Origin of the sequence: Acidovorax sp. SUPP2539 (genome assembly GCF_030158975.1) — a bacterium.
In the GTDB taxonomy this organism is placed as follows: Bacteria; Pseudomonadota; Gammaproteobacteria; order Burkholderiales; family Burkholderiaceae_C; genus Paracidovorax.
The window spans coordinates 75746-92912 of sequence record NZ_BQXJ01000006.1 but is presented as its reverse complement, the minus strand read 5'-3'; the positions used below and the strand labels follow the sequence as shown (position 1 = coordinate 92912).

The window sequence follows — 17167 nt, the reverse complement described above, 5'->3', positions numbered from 1 at the left end:
CCGCGCGCGGCGGGTGGCTTAAGCAGGCTCAAGCGGCGCACGCCGCGGGTTCCAGCACCAGCACGGTCGCCACGTGCGCATCCTGCGCCAGCAGGCGCTTGCGCATGCAGACCACGGCCTTGTCCTTGGACAGCAGGATGGCGCGGTGCGCCACGGCCAGGTCGATGAACTTCTGGTCGTCCGCATCCTTGCACACCGAGGGCACGCGCGCCGCCTCGGGCACCACGCGCACCCGGGTGTCGAAGGCGCCCAGCACGGCCGCGGCATCCAGGCCGTAGAACGCCAGGCGCGGCACGATCTGCGGGTAGGCCAGCACACGCTCGAGCTCGTCGCGCATGGCCTGCGTGGCCACCCACTGCAGCCGCCCCTGGGCGAGCAGCTCGCGCAGCGGCGCCACGGCGGGATCGGCGAACACCAGCAGGTCCAGCACGATGTTGGTGTCCACCACCACGGCACGCGGTGCGTCGCTGCCCGCTGCCTGCGCCGGCAGGCGCAGCTCAACCCGCATCGGGAGGGCTTTCTGCGGGCCGGGGGGGACGCTCGCGCGCCGAGCCGCGCACCATGTCGAAGCGGAACAGGCGGCACTCGATGGGGCCGTTCCACATGGGCACGCGGCGCGATTCCTTCAGGCGCATCTTGCCGGGCAGCTTGAGGTCAGGCGTGAGCATCCAACCCTGCCAACCGGAGAAGTTCTTCTTCCAGTGCGTGGCGAGCTGGCTGAAGAACTCGCCGCCGTCCTCGGTCTGCGCCGTCTCGCGGCCCGCGCGCTCCACGTGGCCGGCGCGCTCGGACGCGCTGCGCCCGGCCGTGCCCGCGGCGGCGATGCGCTCGCCGTAGGGCGGGTTCAGCAGCATCACGCCGGGCTGGGCGGTGGGCGGCATGCGCTGCAGCGCGTCGCCGCCGCGCAGCTCGATGGCCTGGGCCACGCCCGCGCGCTCGGCGTTGCGCTGGGCGAAGTCCACCATGCGGTGCGACACGTCCGAGCCGAAGATGCCCACTGCCGGCGGTTTGATTGCCTGTTCCGCTTCATTTTTGATAGCAGACCAGACATGGGCCTGGAACGGCAGCAGCTTCTCGAAGGCGAACCGCCGCTGCATGCCGGCGGGGATGTGGCAGGCCATCTGCGCCGCCTCGATCAGCACGGTGCCGCTGCCGCAGCAGGGGTCGTACAACGGCACGTCGCCCTGCGGGTCCCAGCCGGTGGCCGCGATCATGGCGGCGGCCAGGGTTTCCTTGAGCGGGGCGTCGCCCTTGTCCTCGCGCCAGCCGCGCTTGAACAGCGGCTCGCCCGAGGTGTCGATGTACACCGTGGCCTCGTCGGTGGTCAGGTGCAGGTGGATGCGCACGTCGGGCCACTGGGTGTCCACGTCCGGGCGCACGCCGGTCTTGGCGCGGAAGCGGTCGGCCACGGCGTCCTTCACGCGCAGCGCGGCGAAGTTCAGGCTGGTGAGCGGGCTGTGCTGGGCGGTGACGTCGATCTTGAAGCTCTGGCGCGGGGTGAACCAGATCTCCCAGGCGACCTCGCTCGCCGCGGCGTACAGGTCGTTCTCGGAGCGGTACGGCCGCTGGCCGAGTTGCACCAGCACGCGCTGCGCGAGCCGGCTGTGCAGGTTGAGCATCAGCGCGTCGCGCCAGGAGGCCCGCAGCAGCACGCCGCCCCGGCCGGTGAGCAGGTCCTGGCCGGTCAGGCCGGTGATGCCGTGCACCTCGTCGGCCAAAAAGCCCTCGACGCCGGCGGCGCAGGGCAGGAAAAGTTGCAGTTGGTTCATAGACGGCCCCGAGGATACGCGCTGACAGCTCCGCTGCGCGGCCGAGGGGCCGTACGCACCTGCCGCGGGGGTGCAGGCGTTCCGAAGACCGAGCAATCCGAGGCATTCGGGTTTCCACCTAGCAGAACCGCAGAGTTGTCATTTGCCCTGGGTCAACCAATTGTCAGAATGAACCCTTGTGTGTATCCATTTGCAAAGGTCCTTCATGTTCAAAAGCCTGCGTGCGCGCCTCATCGGCATCTGCGTCGCCATCACCGTGCTGTCGCTGCTGGCCCTGGCGCTGGTCACTTTCTTCGTGGTGCGCAAGGACACGCTGGCAGACTTGGATGCCCGGATCGGCCAACTGACCCGCAACCACGCCAGCGAGGTGGCCGAATGGGTCAAGGACAAGCAGCGCGTCACCGGCTCCCTGAAAGTCGCGGTGGGCCAGGCGGAGCCGATTCCCTTCCTGCAGGCGACCCAGCAGGCGGGGGCTTTCGACGCGGTGTACTTCACCTATGCGGACAAGCGGCATGTTTCGCTGTCGAAAATGGCCCCCGGGTATGACGGCACCTCGCGCCCCTGGTACCGGCAGGCCGCGCAGGCCGGTGGCCCGGTGGTCACCCCCGCCTACGTGGATGCCACCACCGGCAAGCTCACGATCAGCTTCGCGGAGCCGGTCGGTCCGGCCGGCCAGATCACCGCGGTGGTGGGCAGCGACATGTTCCTGGACTCGGTGACCCGCAAGGTCAGCGCGATCCACCCCATCCCCAAGAGCTTTGCGGTGCTGCTGGATGGCGAAGGCAAGATCCTCGCCTACGCCAAGCCGGAACTGGCGCTCAAGCCCGTCTCGGCCATCGCGGGCACGCTGGACGCCAGCCTCCTCAAGCGCCTGGCCGAAGACGGCAGCCGCGCGGACGTCCAGGTGGACGGCGCCGACCAGATGCTCTACGCCGCCAAGGTGGAGGGCACGCCCTGGACGCTGGCCATCGCCATCGACCGCGCCGAGGCCACGCAATCGGTCAGCGCGCTGCTGAAAGTGGCCATCGTCATCACCCTGCTGAGCGTGGTGGCCGCCGTCGCGCTGGTCACCGTGGCCGTGAGCCACCAGCTGCGCCGCCTGGGCGTGGTGCGCGATGCGCTGGAAGACATCGCCTCGGGCGACGGCGACCTGACGCGCCGCCTGTCCACCCACGGCAGCGACGAACTCACCCAGATCGCCAGCGCCTTCAACCACTTCGTGGACAAGATCGCGGCGGTGCTGGTGCAGATCCGCGCCTCGTCCGAATCCGTGCGCCTGGCCACCAGCGAGATCGCCAGCGGCAACCAGGACCTGTCCTCGCGCACCGAGCAGCAGGCCAGCTCGCTGGAAGAGACGGCCGCCGCCATGGAGCAGCTCACCGCCACCGTGCAGCAGAACGCCGAGAACGCACGCCAGGCCAACACGCTGGCCACGGGCGCCTCGGAGATCGCCACGCACGGCGGCACCGTGGTGGGCCAGGTCGTGAAGACCATGGGCGGCATCGATGCCTCGGCCCGCAAGATCGTGGACATCATCGGCGTGATCGACGGCATCGCCTTCCAGACCAACATCCTGGCGCTGAACGCGGCCGTGGAAGCCGCCCGCGCCGGCGAGCAGGGCCGGGGCTTCGCCGTGGTGGCCAGCGAGGTGCGCACACTGGCCCAGCGCAGCGCGACCGCCGCCAAGGAGATCAAGGCGCTGATCGACGATTCGGTCACGCAGGTGGACGCCGGCAGCAAGCTGGTGCAGGACGCCGGGGCCACCATGGACAAGGTGGTGGACAGCGTGCGCCGCGTGACGGCCATCGTGGCCGAGATCAGCAACGCCAGCCAGGAGCAGAGCACCGGCATCGCCGAGATCGGCAGCGCCGTGAGCCAGATGGACCAGTCCACCCAGCAGAACGCCGCGCTGGTGGAAGAGGCCACCGCCGCCGCGCAGTCGCTGCAGCAGCAGGCGGCGCAGCTGGCCGACGCGGTCGCCGGCTTCAAGCTTGACGCCCACGGGGCAGCAGCGCCGTCGCGTGGCGGCCCCGCGGGCAGCGCGAACCGCGCCCTGACCATGCGATAAGAAACGACCTCCAGCGCAATAACTACTAGGGCATGCAGCTATTAATTTAATAGCACATGCTTTTTTTGCGACATCGCCCGGCCGAGGGGCCACGGGCGCAGGCCCGGGCGTTGCGGCACCGGCTCATGGTGAAGCACAAGGGCGTCGGGTGGCGATCCAAGCCCGCGCGCTCCTTCTTTCGGCCTTCGCTGACGGCGCCAAGGCCCTCTGGCGGCCATGATGACGCGATGACCCCTACCCTGCCCTCGCGCGCGCCTTCGGCGCCGGCCCGCCCCGGCCGAGCCCCCCTCACGCCACGCACCTGGCTCGCCCTGGCCGGCTGGCTCGCGATCGCCTTCGTGGCTGCTGCGGTCGGCAGCATCGCATCGGTCCAGGCGCCGCAGTTCTACGCCCAGCTCACCCAGCCGGCCTGGGCACCGCCCGCCTGGCTGTTCGGGCCGGTGTGGAGCGCGCTGTACGCCATGATGGGCATCGCCGCCTGGCTGGCGTGGCGCGAGCCCGCAGGGGCCCTGCGCCGGCGCGCACTGTGGCTGTTCGCCGTGCAGCTGGCACTCAATGCGCTGTGGAGCTGGCTGTTCTTCCAATGGCACCAGGGCGCCTGGGCCCTGGCCGACATCGGCCTGCTGTGGTGCTGCGTGGCCGCCACCCTGGTGGCGTTCTGGCGGCTGCGGCCGCTGGCCGGGGCGCTGCTGGCGCCCTACCTGGCCTGGATCACCTTCGCCGCCGCGTTGAACTTCACAGTCTGGCGGCTGAATCCGCAACTGCTGGGCTGAGGGGCCGGCGTCTTTCGCGGCGCGGGCTACAGCGCCTTGCGCAGGTTGGCCGGCGCGATCTTGAGCGCCTCGCGGTACTTGGCCACGGTGCGGCGCGCGCACTCGATGCCCTGCTCCTTCAGCATCTCGGCGATCTGGCTGTCCGACAGCGGCTTGGCCGGGCTCTCGGCCGAGACGAACTGCTTGATGAGCGCCCGCACCGCCGTGCTGGAGGCGTTGCCCCCGGTCTCGGTGCCCAGGCCCGAGCCGAAGAAATACTTGAGTTCGTACGTGCCCTGCGGCGTGGCCATGTACTTGGCCGTGGTCACGCGGCTGATGGTGGACTCGTGCAGGCCCAGCTCGTCGGCGATGTCGCGCAGCACCAGGGGCCGCATGGCCAGCTCGCCGTGCACGAAGAAGTTCTTCTGCCGGTCCACGATGGCGCGCGACACGCGCAGGATGGTGTCGAAGCGCTGCTGGATGTTCTTGATGAACCAGCGCGCCTCCTGCAACCGCTGCTGCAGGCCCTGGTGGCCCTCGCCGCCGCGGTTGCCGCGCAGCGCGCCGGCGTAGATGTCGTGCACGCGCAGGCGCGGCATCACATCGGGGTTGAGCTGCACGCTGAAGTTCTGCTGGGTGCCGCGCCCGGTCTTCTTCACGATGACGTCGGGCACGATGATGTTGCGCTCCACCTCGGCGAAGGCGCGGCCGGGCCTGGGCTCCAGGCGGGCGATCAGCGCCATGGCCGCGCGCGTGCGCTCCTCGCCGCCGCCGCAGGCCTGCGCCAGGCGGCGCACGTCGCGCCGCGCGAGCATCTCCAGCGGCTGCTGGCAGATGCGCAGCGCGGTCTGCACCACCTCCGGGTCGCCCTCGCCGTCCTCGCGCAGCGCCTTGAGCTGCAGGGTCAGGCACTCGGCCAGTCCGCGCGCGCCCACGCCCACCGGGTCCAGGCTCTGCAGCAGTCCCAGCGCCACGGTGAAGCGGTGCACCAGCTCCTCGACCTGCTCGGTGTCGTCCTCGCCCGCCAGGCTCACGGCGAGCGACGGCAGCGATTCGTCCAGGTAGCCATCGTCGTTGAGCGACTCGATGAGAAAGCGCAGCGCGGCGGTGTCGACCTCGGACAGGCGCAGGCCCAACGCCTGCCGGTGCAGGTAGGCGGTGAGCGACTCGTGGCTGCGGGCCAGTTCGGTGGCGTCGGCTTCGTCGCCCTCGCCGGCCGTGCGCGTGCGGGCCGGAGCGTCGCCGCCCCATTCGCCGTCGTCCGGCGCCATCTCGACGGTGCCGTCGCCTTCCCAGTCGGGGGCGTCGGCGCTGCCAGGCGCCTCGGCGGCGCTCGCGGCATCGCCCTCCGAAGAGGACTCCACCGCCGCGCTGGACTCGGCGGGCGCGCCGGAATAGATGGCCTCTTCGGTGTGGCGGTCGTCCTCGCTCACGGGCGCATCGGCCTGCGGCAGACCGAATTCTTCGCGCGCGGCCTCTTCGGCGGTGCGTTCGAGGAAGGGGTTTTCGTCGAGCATTTGCTCGACCTCTTGCGACAGTTCCAGGGTGGACAACTGCAGCAGCCGGATGGACTGCTGCAACTGCGGCGTGAGTGCCAGATGCTGCGAGACGCGCAGCGACAGCCCCGGCTTCATCACACCGGTGCCGCCGGGCCGCCCCGAGGCGCGAGAGCCCCCGCGGGGAACAGCGCAGTCAACACGATGACCAGCGTGGACGCCATGCTCACATCCTGAAATGCTCGCCGAGGTACACGCGCCGCACCTCGGCGTTGTCCACGATCTCGGAGGGCGTGCCCCGCGCCAGCACGCGCCCATCGCTGATGATGAACGCGTGGTCGCAGATGCCCAGGGTCTCGCGCACGTTGTGGTCGGTGATGAGCACGCCGATGCCCCGCGCCTTGAGGAACCCGATGATGCGCTGGATCTCGATCACAGCGATGGGGTCGATGCCCGCGAACGGCTCGTCGAGCAGAATGAAGCGCGGCTGCGTGGCCAGGGCCCGCGCGATCTCCACGCGGCGGCGCTCGCCGCCCGAGAGCGCCAGGGCCGGGGAGGCCCGAAGGTGCTCCACGCGCAATTCCTGCAGCAGGGCGGTGAGGCGCGACTCGATCTCGTCGCGGCTCAGGGCCTTGTCGTTCTCGTCGCGCTGCAGCTCCAGCACGGCACGCACGTTCTCCTCGACCGTCAGCTTGCGGAAGATCGACGCTTCCTGCGGCAGGTAGGACAGGCCCAGCCGCGAGCGGCGGTGGATGGGCATGTCGGCCACCGAATGGCCGTCGATGCGGATGTCGCCGCCGTCGCTGCGCACCAGCCCCACGATCATGTAGAACGAGGTGGTCTTGCCCGCGCCGTTGGGGCCGAGCAGGCCGACGACCTCGCCCTTTTGCACGACCATCGACACGTCCTTGACCACCTTGCGGCTGCCGTAGGACTTCTCCAGGTGCTCGACCTCCAGCCGGCTCGTGTTGCCGGCCACCGAGGCGTCGGAAGGGTGTGCCGCCGCCATCACTTCGCGCCGCCGCCCAGTTCGCCGCTGGGCCGCAGGGCGGGGGCCGGCGAGGTGGGGGCCGCAGCGGGCGCCCCGGCCTTGGCCGGAGTCTCCTTGGGCGAGAGCACCGCGCGCACGCGGCCTCCGGGCGTGGCGGCAGTGTTGCTGCCGGCGGGGGCGGCCTTCTGGCCATCGACGGTGAACACGTCGGTCAGGTTGTTGTAGACGATGAGGGCACCGGCCATCTCGTCGGTGAGGGTGGATTCGCGGTAGCGGCGCAGTTCCGAGCGGCGGATGAGCCGCACCAGATCGGCCCGGCCGTCGTACTCGATGACTTCGCCCTCGCCCTCGACGAACTCGTCGGGCATGCCGGGCGCCGTGTCGCGCTTTTGCCGGAAGAAGGCCCGCTTGCCGGCCTCGGCCGTCATGGTGCCGTACTGGAAACCATCGGGGTCCTGCCGGACGTCCAGCCGCGCGCCGCGCAGCAGGATGGTGCCCTTGGTGACCACCACGCGGCCGGTGAAGACGCTGGTTTGCTTGAGCTCATCGTGGCGCAGTGCGTCGGCCTCGATGTTCATGGGCTTGTTGCGGTCGGCCTTTTCGGCGCGGGCGCCCCCCATGGCGAAAGCCAGGGCGGCAAGCAGGAGGATCGGTAGGAGGCGTTTTCTCATAGGGCACGAATCTTGCAAAGATTGTAGCCACCCCTTGGCGCGATCCGGGAGCAGCAAAGAAAAAGCCCGCAAACGCGGGCTTGCATCGCACGGGGACGGGGAACTCAACCGCCCTTGGCGGCGGTGGAAGCGAGGTACTCCACCACTTGCAGCACGCCCTGCATGTTGCCGGCCATCGTGCCATCGGTGTAGTAGCGGCCGGCCACGCCCATCGAGGGCACGCCTTCCACGCCGTAGGCTTCCTGCAGCTGGGCGGCCTTGCGCAGCTGGTTGGACACGGAAAAGGAGTTGTAAGCCTCCTTGAACTTCGCCACGTCCACGCCCTGCTTGCCGATCCATTCGAAGATCAGGTCGTCCTTGTTGAGGGCCTGCTTTTCCACGTGAACGGCGCGAAACACCTTGGCGTGCAGATCGCCGACCTTGCCCATGCTTTCCAGGGCGAAGTACAGCTTTTGCTGCGGTGCGAAGCTGGAGTTGAACGCCACGGGCATGCGGCGGATGACGAGGTCCTTGGGCGCCGCCTTGATCCAGGCTTCCAGCGTGGGCTCGAAGGCGTTGCAGTGGGGGCAGCTGTACCAGAAGAACTCGATGACCTCGACCTTGCCGGCGGGCACGTCGCTGGCCACGGGCTTGGCGAGCTTGACGTAGTCCTTGCCTTCCTTGAATTGGCGGGCCTGGGCCATGGCGGGCGTCGCCAGGGGCAGCGTCAGGGCGGAAGCGGCCACGGCCGTGGCGGTGGACAGGGAAAACTCGCGGCGTTTCATGAAAAAGACACTCCTTGTTCGGTCAGAGGGTTGTGAGCGGCAGCCTGCGGGAAAAGTTCAGCGCTGCACGCGCACCAGCGCGGATTCGACGCCCGCGCCATCGAGCTTGTCCTTGAGCATTTCGGCATCGTCGCGCTTGGTGAAGGGGCCGACGCGCACGCGAAAGACGGTGCGGCCGCTCTGCTCGCGCTCGCTCACCCGGGCCTCCCAGCCCAGCATGGCCAGCTTGGCGCGCTGCGCATCCGCATCGCCCTGGGTGCGGAAGGCACCGGCCTGCACGAAGTAATCAAACGGCTCGGCGCCGCCGGGCGCGCTGGCGGCACGGGCCTTGGCCAGATCGCCCAGCGGATCGGACGAGGCAGCCGGCTTGCTGGCGGCACCCCGGGGCGCCGAAGCGGCGGCCACGGCGGCGGGCACCGAAGCGTTGCTCGCGGGGGCCGGTGCGACACCGGCCACCGCGGGCGTCGAGCTGGCGGGCACGGGCGGGCGCGCCGGGTTCTTGCCGTACAGCGGCGAATTCGGATCCCAGTTCTTGTTCTTCTGGGATTCGGCGGCGTCCTGGTCGGCATTGCGCGCACCGCCCTTGTTGAGGAAGGGCACCGGCACCTTGGTCACATACACGGCCACGCCCAGCGCCGCCCCCAGGCCCACGACCACCCCGAGGATGAAGCCGATGGCGGTGCCCCCACGTTGCTGTTTTGTCATATCCGTAAACACTCACATTCTGGCTGGCGCCGATACGCCCAGCACGGCCAGGCCATTGTGCAATACCTGTGCGGTGGCGGCGACGAGCGCCAGGCGCGCGCGCTTGACGGCTTCGTCGTCCACCAGGATGCGCTCGGCGTCGTAGTAGCTGTGGTAGCTCGCGGCCAGGTCGCGCAGGTAGAAGGTGACGTCGTGCGGCGCCTCGCCTTCGGTCGCGGCGGTGAGCATTTCGGGGTATTTGGCCAATTGCAGCATCAGCGCCTGGGCCTGCGGGCCTTCGAGCGCGGACAGGTCCACGCCCTGGAGGGACGCCACATCGCCGCCGCCCTGCTCGGCCCAACTGCGCAGCACGGAGCAGATGCGCGCATGCGCGTACTGCACGTAGTACACCGGGTTGTCGTTGTTCTGCGCCACGGCCAGATCGACGTCGAAGGTGTATTCGGTGTCGGGCTTGCGGCTCAGCAGGAAAAAGCGCACGGCATCCTTGCTGGTCCACTCGATCAGGTCGCGCAGCGTCACGTAGCTGCCGGCGCGCTTGCTGATCTTGACCTCTTCGCCGCCCTTGACCACGCGCACCATGGTGTGCAGCACGTAGTCGGGGTAGCCCTGCGGAATGCCCACGTCGGCGGCCTGCAGGCCGGCGCGCACGCGGGCGATGGTGCCGTGGTGGTCCGTGCCCTGGATGTTGACGACCTTGGTGTAGCCGCGCTCCCATTTGGAGATGTGGTAGGCCACGTCGGGCACGAAGTACGTGTACGAGCCGTCCTGCTTGCGCATCACGCGGTCCTTGTCGTCACCGTAGTCGGTGGATTGGAGCCACAGCGCGCCGTCCTGCTCGTAGGTCTTGCCGTTGGCGACCAGCCGGTTCACCGTGGCCTCGACGCGGCCGCTGGTGTACAGGCTCGACTCCAGGTAGTACTCGTCGAACTTCAGGTTGAAGGCCTGCAGGTCCTTGTCCTGCTCGTGGCGCAGGTAGGCCACCGCGAAGTTGCGGATGGACTCCACATCCTCCACGTCGCCGCTGGCCGTGAAGGCGCGGTCGGTGGCCTGCACCGTCTTCTTCGCGAGGAAGTCGTTGGCGATGTCCTGGATGTAGTCGCCGTTGTAGAACCCCTTGCTGGCGGGATTCTCGGGGTCGGTGGGCCAGCAGTCGTCGCCGGGCTTGAAACCCTTGGCGCGCAGCTGCGTGCTGTGCGTGAGCGTATGGATCTGCACGCCCGCATCGTTGTAGTAGTACTCGCGGTGCACCTTCCAGCCCTGCGTGGCGAAGAGGTTGCAGATCGCATCGCCCAGGGCCGCCTGGCGGCCGTGGCCCACGTGCAGCGGGCCCGTGGGGTTGGCCGAGACGAACTCGACCAGCACCTTCCGCCCGTTGTCCGGCTGTTGCCCGAAGCGCTCGCCGGCGGCCAGCACTTCGCGCACCACTTCCTGCTTGGCGGCGGGCTTCAGGCGGATGTTGATGAAGCCGGGGCCGGCGATCTCCAGCGCCTCGACCCAGCGGCCGAAGGCCGGCGTGGCCAGCAGGGCCTCGCGCAGCGTTTCGGCCAGTTGCCGGGGGTTCTGCTTGGCGGCCTTGGCCAGCTGCATGGCGGCGGTGCAGGCGAAATCGCCGTGCGCGGCCACCTTGGGGGATTCAAAAGCAGCACGCCCGGCAGCGCCGGGCGACAATTTTTCCAGCTCGCCGGCGAGCGCCGCGAGCAATTCCTGTTTGACGGAGAGCATGCGGCGATTCTACGGGCCGCCCGTCATCCAAACTTTCGGCCATGACGTTATGCTGAACAGCCTCGCGGGGTGCGCGTCGACGGGGGGCTTCCTATCCACTTTTTGCAGGAATACGACATGAAGAATCTGCTCTCCGTGGTGGCCGCCGCCGGCCTCGCCCTCTCCTTCGCCACGGCGCATGCCGCCGATGCCCCCGCAGCCGCCGCCTCCGCGCCGGCCAAGGCCCCCACTGCTCAACAGAGCAAGATGGCCACCTGCAACGCCGATGCCAAGACCAAGGCACTCAAGGGCGACGAACGCAAGGCCTTCATGAAGGACTGCCTCAGCGCCGACAAGCAGGCCGCCCAGCAGGGCAAGATGACCACCTGCAACGCCGACGCCAAGACCAAGGCGCTCAAGGGCGACGAGCGCAAGGCCTTCATGAAGCAGTGCCTGAGCAACAAGCCCGCCGCCTGATCCGGCCACCGGCCCGCCTTTCGTCAAAAAGCCCCGCACTGCGGGGCTTTTTGCTGCGCGCGGGGCGTTCAGCGGGTGCCGACGCCCCGCGCGAGGAACGTGGCCGCCAGCGGAATCAGCACCAGCAGGTGCGCCTCGATCATGACCAGGCGCCGGGTGCTGCGGATCGCCGCCTCGTCCGGCAGCGCGCCCGTGGCGCGCAGGGCCTTGCGCCAGCGCAGGAACCGCAGGGTGGGCGCGATGGAGATCAGCCCGACCACCACGAAGAGCCCCACCTTCACATGCAGCAGCGGCTGCATTCCATACCACTGCGCACCCTTGATGCCCCAGCCGACGCGGGCCAGCCCCGTGGCCAGCACGGCCAGGGCCGCGATGCCATAGAACCGGTCCAGTTGCGCCAGCCGCTCCACCACGGCCGCGTTCAGCCAGGCCAGGCGGCACAGCGCGGCTTCGCTGGCCAGGAAGGTGACCATGGTGAGAATGGCCAGGAAATGGGCATAGGCCAGCAGGGCTTCGGTGGTCATGTGGCGTTCCTTGGAGTGGGGGCGGCGCGATGGTAGCGCGCCTACGGCAGCCTGCGCCGCGTTTCGTTCGCCGGTGCAGCGCTTCGGGTGCGCGTGCGCCATCCCCGGGACTCGCGCAACAGTGAAAGCCTCTCCATTGTTGCGAGGCATGTCCATGCCGATCCAGTCCATCTCCCACACGCAGCCCAACGCCTGGCTCCAGGGCGGCCAGAGCACCACCCTGCAGCAGGATCTCATCAAAAAGGTCCTGGAAATGCTGCTCGTCAGCCTGCTGGAGAAGCTGGGCAAGAAAGACGACGCGCCGTCCAGCCAGCCCGGCGGCACCCCGGCTTCCAGCCCCGCGAGCGCGCCCCCCAGCGCGTCACCCAGTCCATCACCTGGCCCGGCACCCAGCCCGTCCGCCGGTCCGGCCAGCCCCCCCTCGGGCGCTCCGGCTCCCACGCCAACGCACGGCGGCACCGCCGACACGGTCCCGGCACCAGCGCCCGCTACCAGCCCGGCCATTCCCGGCAGCGGCACGGCAGGCAACGACTTCGGCACGCAGAGCGTGGCGGAAGGCGCGGGCAAGGTCCACCCGAAATTCGAGCCGGTGCTGCGCGGCGACGAGTCGCAAAAGGACGCGCAGATCCAGACCCAGGCGGACTTCGGCAAGGCGGCCGATGCCACGGCCAGGGAATACGGCCTCGACCCCAACGTGTTCCGCGCCCAGCTGGAGGTGGAATCCAACGCCTTCTCCAAGGGCTTTCAGGGCGCCATGAAGCTGGAAGGCGACCTGGGCCGTGCCGGCGAGAACAACACCTCCATCGGCCTGGGGCAGATTTCCCGCAGGTTCCTGGACGGCCGCGAATGGGCGGACGGCGGCCCCGGCAACGAACGGGTCGGCGGCCAGAAGGTCTCCACCGAGCAATACCAGGGCAGCGTGACGACGCAGTTGCGCATGGCGGCATCCAACCTGGCCCAGCGCGTGGCCGACCACGGCGGCCTGCAGCAGGGGCTGGCGTACTACGTGTCGGGCAACCCCGACCCGGGCAATGCCAACGCCGGCGCCTACATCGACCGGATCAACACGGCACTGAAGGACCCGGCGGTCGTCGGGCCCGGCCGCTGACCCGCGCAGGCGGCGAAGGCAGCGCCACGGGGTGCCGCCTTCGCCGCATCACTGCGGCGAAGGCGCTCCGATGTCCTGGCGCACCCAGTCGTCGAGCAGTGCCTTTTCATACCGCATCGGATCGCTGCCGCCCCGCCCCGCGCGGGACAGGAACGAAGGATCGCGCAGCTCGCGGCGACCGGACTGCAGCACGCGGCCATCGGCCGCCGTCCGCTGGAACTCCAGGTCGATGCGCGGCGGATACACGTCGCGCACGATGCGCACCTGCGCCAGCTGCGCGCCGCGCCCGGGCTCGAACCCGCCCGCGCGCTGCACGTCGGTGATGCGCACCGCCAGCCGCTCGCCATCGGGCAGCGCGGCGGCCGCGCGTTCGGACAGGTGCTGGCACAGGGCATCGACCCACGCCCGGCGCGCGCGGTCGGACTCGTGCGGGCCCATTCGGGCATCGCTGAAGCGGGAGGGATCGTCGTACTCCACGCTGACGATGCCGGGCGCAACCGGATGCGCCCCGCGTGCCGCGCCGGGGCCGGGAGCGGCCGGCCGTGCGGATTCCGGGGCCGGGCTGCGGCCCGCCACGGGCGCCTGGGGCGCCTCCGGGGCCGCTGGCGGCCCGCCCGCGCAGCCGGCCAGCATTGCGGCGGCCGCCAGCAGGGCCAGCGCCGCGCCCGCGCGGCCGCGTCCCGGCCAGGCCATGCCCGCGGCGCGCGCCGCCGCGCCGCGCCGCCTCGGTGGGGAATGGTGGGTCATGGCAAGGCTCCTTCTTGGGTGGATGGGGCGGCGGCAGGGCCCGCCGTGCGGCGCCAGAACTCGGGCTGGCCGTAATGGTGCTTGAGGTAGTCGATCCACAGCCGCACGCGCAGCGGCATGTGCTTGCGCTGGGGAAAGACCACGTAGATGCCGTTGGGCGGCGCGGCGAAGTCTTCCAGCACGGGGGCCAGGCGGCCCGCGGCGATCTCGGCCTCGACCTCCCAGGTGCTGCGCCAGGCGATGCCCCAGCCGCCCAGGCACCAGTCGTGCAGCACCTGCCCGTCCGAGCAGTCCAGCGGACCGCCGGGTTTGAAGTGCACGACCTCGGTGCCGCCGCCCTCGGCCGCAGGCATGCGAAAGGCCCAGCCGCGCGTTTGCGAGGCATCGCTGGAGAGCGTGAGGCAGGCGTGCTGCGCCAGGTCGCCCGGGTGGCGCGGCGTGCCGTGGCGCGCCAGGTACGCCGGCGTGGCCACGCACAGGCGCCGGTTGTCGGCGATGCGCACGCTCACCAGGGAAGAATCGGGCAGGTCGCCCACGCGCACTGCGCAGTCGAATCCCTCGCCCGCCAGATCGACCACGCGGTCGCTCAGGTTGAGCGAGATGGTCACCTCGGCATGCAGGTCGCGAAAGCGCGGCACCAGCGGCGCCACATGGCGCCGCCCGAAGCCCGCCGGCGCGGTGATGCGCAGGTGCCCGGTGGCCTTGACGCCGCCGGCGGACACGCTGGCCTCGGCATTCGCCACGTCGGACAGCAGGCGCTGGCAATCTTCCAGGAAGGCGCTGCCCTCGTGCGTGAGGTGGATGCGCCGCGTGGTGCGCACCATGAGCTTGACCCCCAGGTGCTCTTCCAGCGCATCGAGCCGGCGCCCCATGATGGCCGGGGCCACGCCTTCGGCCTTGGCGGCGGCGGTGAGGCTGCCGCGCGTTGCCACCGACACGAATGACTCGAAGGCCTTGAGCTTGTCCATGGGCGCCGATTATGCGGATGGATGTCACGGATGCATGCGGGTTCCACGCTGATTGCTGACGTAGGACTTCAAGCGAAATCGGGCACCAGCGCAATCAAATCTAGGGCATATAGCTATCAAAAAAATAGCAAACTCTGCCCCATGAATTGCACGGGGCCGCCCCGCCCCGCGCCGATCGCTCCCGCGGCCGCGCCTAGACGGCCGCGCGGGTGAGCTGCATCGACAGCGTGTAGCGGCTGGCCGGGTGCAGCGTCACGCTCACGTCCATCAGTTCGCCGCCGGTGTCCACGTAGCGGCGAACGATCTTCAGGGCCGCGGAACCGGCGGGCGCCTGCAGCTCTTCGGCCAGCGACTCCGGCACCAGCGCCCCCACGATGTCCTGCCGCACCTTGGCGATGCGCAGGCCGTATTGCGCCTCCAGCAGGCTGCTGACCAGCACGTCGGGCGCGGCGCGCACGTGTTCGGCCAGTTCCCGCGCGTCGAAGCGGGCCGCATCCACATAGACCACTGTCCAGGCGATGGGCAGGTGCGGCGCGGCGCCGTCCCGGCGCAGGCTGGCGATGGCAAGGCAGCGGCTACCGGCGGCGCAGCCCAGCTCGGCGGCCAGTTCGCGGTCGAGCACCACCTCTTCGATGCGGCGCACCTCGCGCATGTGGGTGGCGCCGAACTGCACCAGGTCGTCCAGCGAGGTCAGCGTCTGCTGGTAATGCGCATTGGGCGTGGCCGCCTCCACGCGCGTGCCCACCTTCTTGCGGCGCGACACCAGGCCGGACTGCTGCAGCTCCGAGATCGCGGCGCGCACCGTGTGGCGGCTCACGCCGTAGCGGTCGCACAGCTCCAACTCGGTCGGCAGCAGCGCGCCCACCACGTATTCGCCCGCGGCGATGCGTTCCGACAGATGGCGCGCCACCAGCGCGTAGCGCGGCTCAGCCATGGGCGCAGCCTTCCATCCGGAGTAAACCCGGATTTTCTTTATGTACGTACATAAACACAATAATTCATATGTCCGAACTTAATCACCTGCGGACGCCGACGCAACCACCGACACCATGACCACCCCCGCCTTCGCCTCCAGCACCGCCATCGACTCGCTGCTCTTTCGCGACGCGTTCGGCACGCCCGCCATGCGCGCGATCTTCGCCGACCGCACGCTCGTCGCCCGCTACATCCAGGTGGAGGTGGCGCTGGCCGCCGCGCAGGGCCGCTGCGGCGTGATTCCGGCCGAAGCGGCCCGCGAGATCGCCGCGCGCTGCGACCTGAACGCGCTCGACTTCGAGCTGCTGCGCCAGGAGACCGACATTGTCGGCTACCCCATCCTGCCGCTGGTGCACCAGCTGGTGAAGCAGTGCGGCGACGCCGGCCGCTACGTGCACTGGGGCGCCACCACCCAGGACATCATGGACACGGCCACGGTGCTGCAGGTGCGCGACGCGCTGGCGCTGGTGGAGGCCGACATCGCGGCCCTGCGCGGCATCCTGGCCGGCCTGGCCGAGCGCTACCGCGACACGCCCATGGCCGGGCGCACCCATCTGCAGCACGCGCTGCCCATCACCTTCGGCTACAAGGCCGCCATCTGGCTGGCGATGTTCGACCGCCATGCCGAGCGGCTGCAGGAGCTGAAAAAACGCGTGCTCGTCGGCCAGTTCGCCGGCGCCGCGGGCACGCTGGCCTCGCTGGGCGATCGCGGGCTGGAGGTGCAGGGCCTGCTGATGGAGGAGCTGCAGCTGGGCGTGCCCGCCACCACCTGGCACGTGGCGCGCGACGGCCTGGCCGAGGCGGTGAACTTCCTGGCCCTGGTGACCGGCTCGCTGGGCAAGATCGCCTACGACGTGATGCTGCTGTCGGCCACCGAGTTCGGCGAGGTGTTCGAGCCCTTCGTGCCCGGCCGCGGCGCCAGCAGCACCATGCCGCAAAAGCGCAATGCGATCTCCAGCGAGCTGATGCTGGCGGCCTCCAAGTCCGTGCGCCAGCATGCCGGCCTGATGCTGGACGCCATGGTGCAGGACCTGGAGCGCGCCACCGGCCCGTGGCACGCCGAGTGGATCGCCATTCCCGAGAGCTTCGTGCTCACCGCCGGGGCCCTGAACCAGGCGCGCTTCATGCTCGGCGGCCTGATCGTCAACGAAGACCGCATGGCCAGGAACCTGGACATGACGGACGGCCTGATCGTGGCCGAGGCCGTGATGATGGGCCTGGCCCCGTTCACCGGCCGCCAGCAGGCACACGACATCGTCTACGGCGCCTGCCGCACCGTGAACACGCAGGGCGGCACGCTGGCCGATGCGCTGGCGCGGCTGCCCGAGGTGTCGGCGCACTTCGACCGCGCGGCGATCGACCGCCTCACGGATCCCCGCAACTACCTGGGCGCCGCGCCCGGGATGGTGGACCGCGCCCTGGCCCTGTCGCGCGCGCAGAAAAAAAGCTGA

The 17167-nt window shown here is 69.8% G+C and carries 17 protein-coding genes; 5 read left to right on the top strand and 12 right to left on the bottom strand.

The genetic code is table 11. The features are described 5' to 3' along the window. Nucleotides 1-28: 28 nt before the first annotated feature. Together AVTE2539_RS20215 and AVTE2539_RS20210 are read right to left on the bottom strand one after the other, a co-directional pair. Nucleotides 29-508 (bottom strand): putative toxin-antitoxin system toxin component, PIN family, encoded by a 480-nt coding sequence (locus AVTE2539_RS20215; protein ID WP_284413368.1) that lies wholly within the window; start codon nt 506-508, stop codon nt 29-31. Continuing rightward, on the bottom strand, nt 498-1769 hold the full coding sequence (locus tag AVTE2539_RS20210; RefSeq protein ID WP_284413366.1) for a THUMP domain-containing class I SAM-dependent RNA methyltransferase: 1272 nt from the start codon (nt 1767-1769) through the stop codon (nt 498-500). The genes AVTE2539_RS20215 and AVTE2539_RS20210 overlap by 11 nt, the downstream gene beginning before the upstream one ends. A 205-nt stretch (nt 1770-1974) precedes the next feature. Here AVTE2539_RS20210 and AVTE2539_RS20205 point away from each other — a divergent pair, with 205 nt between their 5' ends. Both AVTE2539_RS20205 and AVTE2539_RS20200 read left to right on the top strand, forming a co-directional pair. Continuing rightward, nucleotides 1975-3837, top strand: coding sequence for a methyl-accepting chemotaxis protein (locus AVTE2539_RS20205; protein WP_284413364.1), 1863 nt, complete (start codon nt 1975-1977; stop codon nt 3835-3837). 227 nt (nt 3838-4064) lie between these two features. Next, on the top strand, nt 4065-4610 hold the full coding sequence (locus AVTE2539_RS20200) for a TspO/MBR family protein (protein WP_284413362.1): 546 nt from the start codon (nt 4065-4067) through the stop codon (nt 4608-4610). 26 nt (nt 4611-4636) lie between these two features. On the opposite strand, the gene AVTE2539_RS20195 is transcribed toward AVTE2539_RS20200, so the two are convergent. The 6 genes from AVTE2539_RS20195 to argS form a co-directional block, all read right to left on the bottom strand. Beyond that, on the bottom strand, nt 4637-6223 hold the full coding sequence (locus AVTE2539_RS20195) for an RNA polymerase factor sigma-54 (RefSeq protein ID WP_284394370.1): 1587 nt from the start codon (nt 6221-6223) through the stop codon (nt 4637-4639). Between the two features lie 88 nt (nt 6224-6311). Further along, the gene (gene lptB, locus AVTE2539_RS20190; RefSeq protein ID WP_284413360.1) at nt 6312-7094 is read right to left on the bottom strand and encodes an LPS export ABC transporter ATP-binding protein; all 783 of its coding nucleotides are present in this window, start codon (nt 7092-7094) and stop codon (nt 6312-6314) included. After that, entirely contained in the window at nt 7094-7747 is a 654-nt protein-coding gene (gene lptA, locus AVTE2539_RS20185; protein WP_272565719.1) for a lipopolysaccharide transport periplasmic protein LptA, read from the bottom strand. The genes lptB and lptA overlap by 1 nt, the downstream gene beginning before the upstream one ends. A gap of 104 nt (nt 7748-7851) precedes the next feature. Beyond that, nucleotides 7852-8511: a thiol:disulfide interchange protein DsbA/DsbL gene (locus AVTE2539_RS20180; protein ID WP_284413358.1), complete on the bottom strand. Its 660-nt coding sequence runs from the start codon at nt 8509-8511 to the stop codon at nt 7852-7854. A gap of 57 nt (nt 8512-8568) precedes the next feature. Continuing rightward, on the bottom strand, nt 8569-9216 hold the full coding sequence (locus tag AVTE2539_RS20175; RefSeq protein WP_284413356.1) for an SPOR domain-containing protein: 648 nt from the start codon (nt 9214-9216) through the stop codon (nt 8569-8571). A 12-nt stretch (nt 9217-9228) separates the two neighbouring features. Then, nucleotides 9229-10938 (bottom strand): arginine--tRNA ligase, encoded by a 1710-nt coding sequence (gene argS, locus AVTE2539_RS20170; RefSeq protein ID WP_284413354.1) that lies wholly within the window; start codon nt 10936-10938, stop codon nt 9229-9231. A gap of 117 nt (nt 10939-11055) precedes the next feature. Here argS and AVTE2539_RS20165 point away from each other — a divergent pair, with 117 nt between their 5' ends. Then, nucleotides 11056-11394, top strand: a complete 339-nt coding sequence (locus tag AVTE2539_RS20165) for a PsiF family protein (RefSeq protein WP_284406653.1) — start codon at nt 11056-11058, stop codon at nt 11392-11394. A gap of 68 nt (nt 11395-11462) precedes the next feature. Here the strand turns inward: AVTE2539_RS20165 and AVTE2539_RS20160 are convergent, their stop codons facing one another. Next, nucleotides 11463-11918, bottom strand: coding sequence for a DUF2214 family protein (locus tag AVTE2539_RS20160; protein ID WP_284413352.1), 456 nt, complete (start codon nt 11916-11918; stop codon nt 11463-11465). A 154-nt stretch (nt 11919-12072) separates the two neighbouring features. Between AVTE2539_RS20160 and AVTE2539_RS20155 the strand changes: the two genes are divergently transcribed. After that, a complete protein-coding gene (locus AVTE2539_RS20155) occupies nt 12073-13026 on the top strand; it encodes an FmdB family transcriptional regulator (protein ID WP_284413350.1) in 954 nt (317 codons plus the stop codon). Between the two features lie 48 nt (nt 13027-13074). Here AVTE2539_RS20155 and AVTE2539_RS20150 read toward each other — a convergent pair whose 3' ends face one another. The 3 genes from AVTE2539_RS20150 to AVTE2539_RS20140 form a co-directional block, all read right to left on the bottom strand. Next, nucleotides 13075-13773: a DUF3016 domain-containing protein gene (locus AVTE2539_RS20150; RefSeq protein ID WP_502868953.1), complete on the bottom strand. Its 699-nt coding sequence runs from the start codon at nt 13771-13773 to the stop codon at nt 13075-13077. Beyond that, nucleotides 13770-14741, bottom strand: a complete 972-nt coding sequence (locus tag AVTE2539_RS20145) for a LysR family transcriptional regulator (protein ID WP_284413348.1) — start codon at nt 14739-14741, stop codon at nt 13770-13772. The genes AVTE2539_RS20150 and AVTE2539_RS20145 overlap by 4 nt, the downstream gene beginning before the upstream one ends. A 193-nt stretch (nt 14742-14934) precedes the next feature. Next, nucleotides 14935-15675 (bottom strand): GntR family transcriptional regulator, encoded by a 741-nt coding sequence (locus AVTE2539_RS20140; protein WP_284413346.1) that lies wholly within the window; start codon nt 15673-15675, stop codon nt 14935-14937. Between the two features lie 115 nt (nt 15676-15790). On the opposite strand from AVTE2539_RS20140, the gene AVTE2539_RS20135 reads away from it, so the two are divergent. Further along, on the top strand, nt 15791-17167 hold the full coding sequence (locus AVTE2539_RS20135) for a class-II fumarase/aspartase family protein (protein WP_284413344.1): 1377 nt from the start codon (nt 15791-15793) through the stop codon (nt 17165-17167).

Coding starts and splice junctions, on each gene's coding strand:
- AVTE2539_RS20210 (WP_284413366.1), bottom strand. CDS start 1,769: ATGAACCAACTGCAACTTTTCCTGCCCTGCGCCGCCGGCGTCGAGGGC.
- AVTE2539_RS20145 (WP_284413348.1), bottom strand. CDS start 14,741: ATGGACAAGCTCAAGGCCTTCGAGTCATTCGTGTCGGTGGCAACGCGC.
- AVTE2539_RS20150 (WP_502868953.1), bottom strand. CDS start 13,773: ATGACCCACCATTCCCCACCGAGGCGGCGCGGCGCGGCGGCGCGCGCC.
- AVTE2539_RS20140 (WP_284413346.1), bottom strand. CDS start 15,675: ATGGCTGAGCCGCGCTACGCGCTGGTGGCGCGCCATCTGTCGGAACGC.
- AVTE2539_RS20205 (WP_284413364.1), top strand. CDS start 1,975: ATGTTCAAAAGCCTGCGTGCGCGCCTCATCGGCATCTGCGTCGCCATC.
- AVTE2539_RS20135 (WP_284413344.1), top strand. CDS start 15,791: ATGACCACCCCCGCCTTCGCCTCCAGCACCGCCATCGACTCGCTGCTC.
- AVTE2539_RS20180 (WP_284413358.1), bottom strand. CDS start 8,511: ATGAAACGCCGCGAGTTTTCCCTGTCCACCGCCACGGCCGTGGCCGCT.
- lptA (WP_272565719.1), bottom strand. CDS start 7,747: ATGAGAAAACGCCTCCTACCGATCCTCCTGCTTGCCGCCCTGGCTTTC.
- AVTE2539_RS20175 (WP_284413356.1), bottom strand. CDS start 9,216: ATGACAAAACAGCAACGTGGGGGCACCGCCATCGGCTTCATCCTCGGG.
- AVTE2539_RS20195 (WP_284394370.1), bottom strand. CDS start 6,223: ATGAAGCCGGGGCTGTCGCTGCGCGTCTCGCAGCATCTGGCACTCACG.
- AVTE2539_RS20155 (WP_284413350.1), top strand. CDS start 12,073: ATGCCGATCCAGTCCATCTCCCACACGCAGCCCAACGCCTGGCTCCAG.
- AVTE2539_RS20165 (WP_284406653.1), top strand. CDS start 11,056: ATGAAGAATCTGCTCTCCGTGGTGGCCGCCGCCGGCCTCGCCCTCTCC.
- AVTE2539_RS20160 (WP_284413352.1), bottom strand. CDS start 11,918: ATGACCACCGAAGCCCTGCTGGCCTATGCCCATTTCCTGGCCATTCTC.
- AVTE2539_RS20200 (WP_284413362.1), top strand. CDS start 4,065: ATGACCCCTACCCTGCCCTCGCGCGCGCCTTCGGCGCCGGCCCGCCCC.
- lptB (WP_284413360.1), bottom strand. CDS start 7,094: ATGGCGGCGGCACACCCTTCCGACGCCTCGGTGGCCGGCAACACGAGC.
- argS (WP_284413354.1), bottom strand. CDS start 10,938: ATGCTCTCCGTCAAACAGGAATTGCTCGCGGCGCTCGCCGGCGAGCTG.
- AVTE2539_RS20215 (WP_284413368.1), bottom strand. CDS start 508: ATGCGGGTTGAGCTGCGCCTGCCGGCGCAGGCAGCGGGCAGCGACGCA.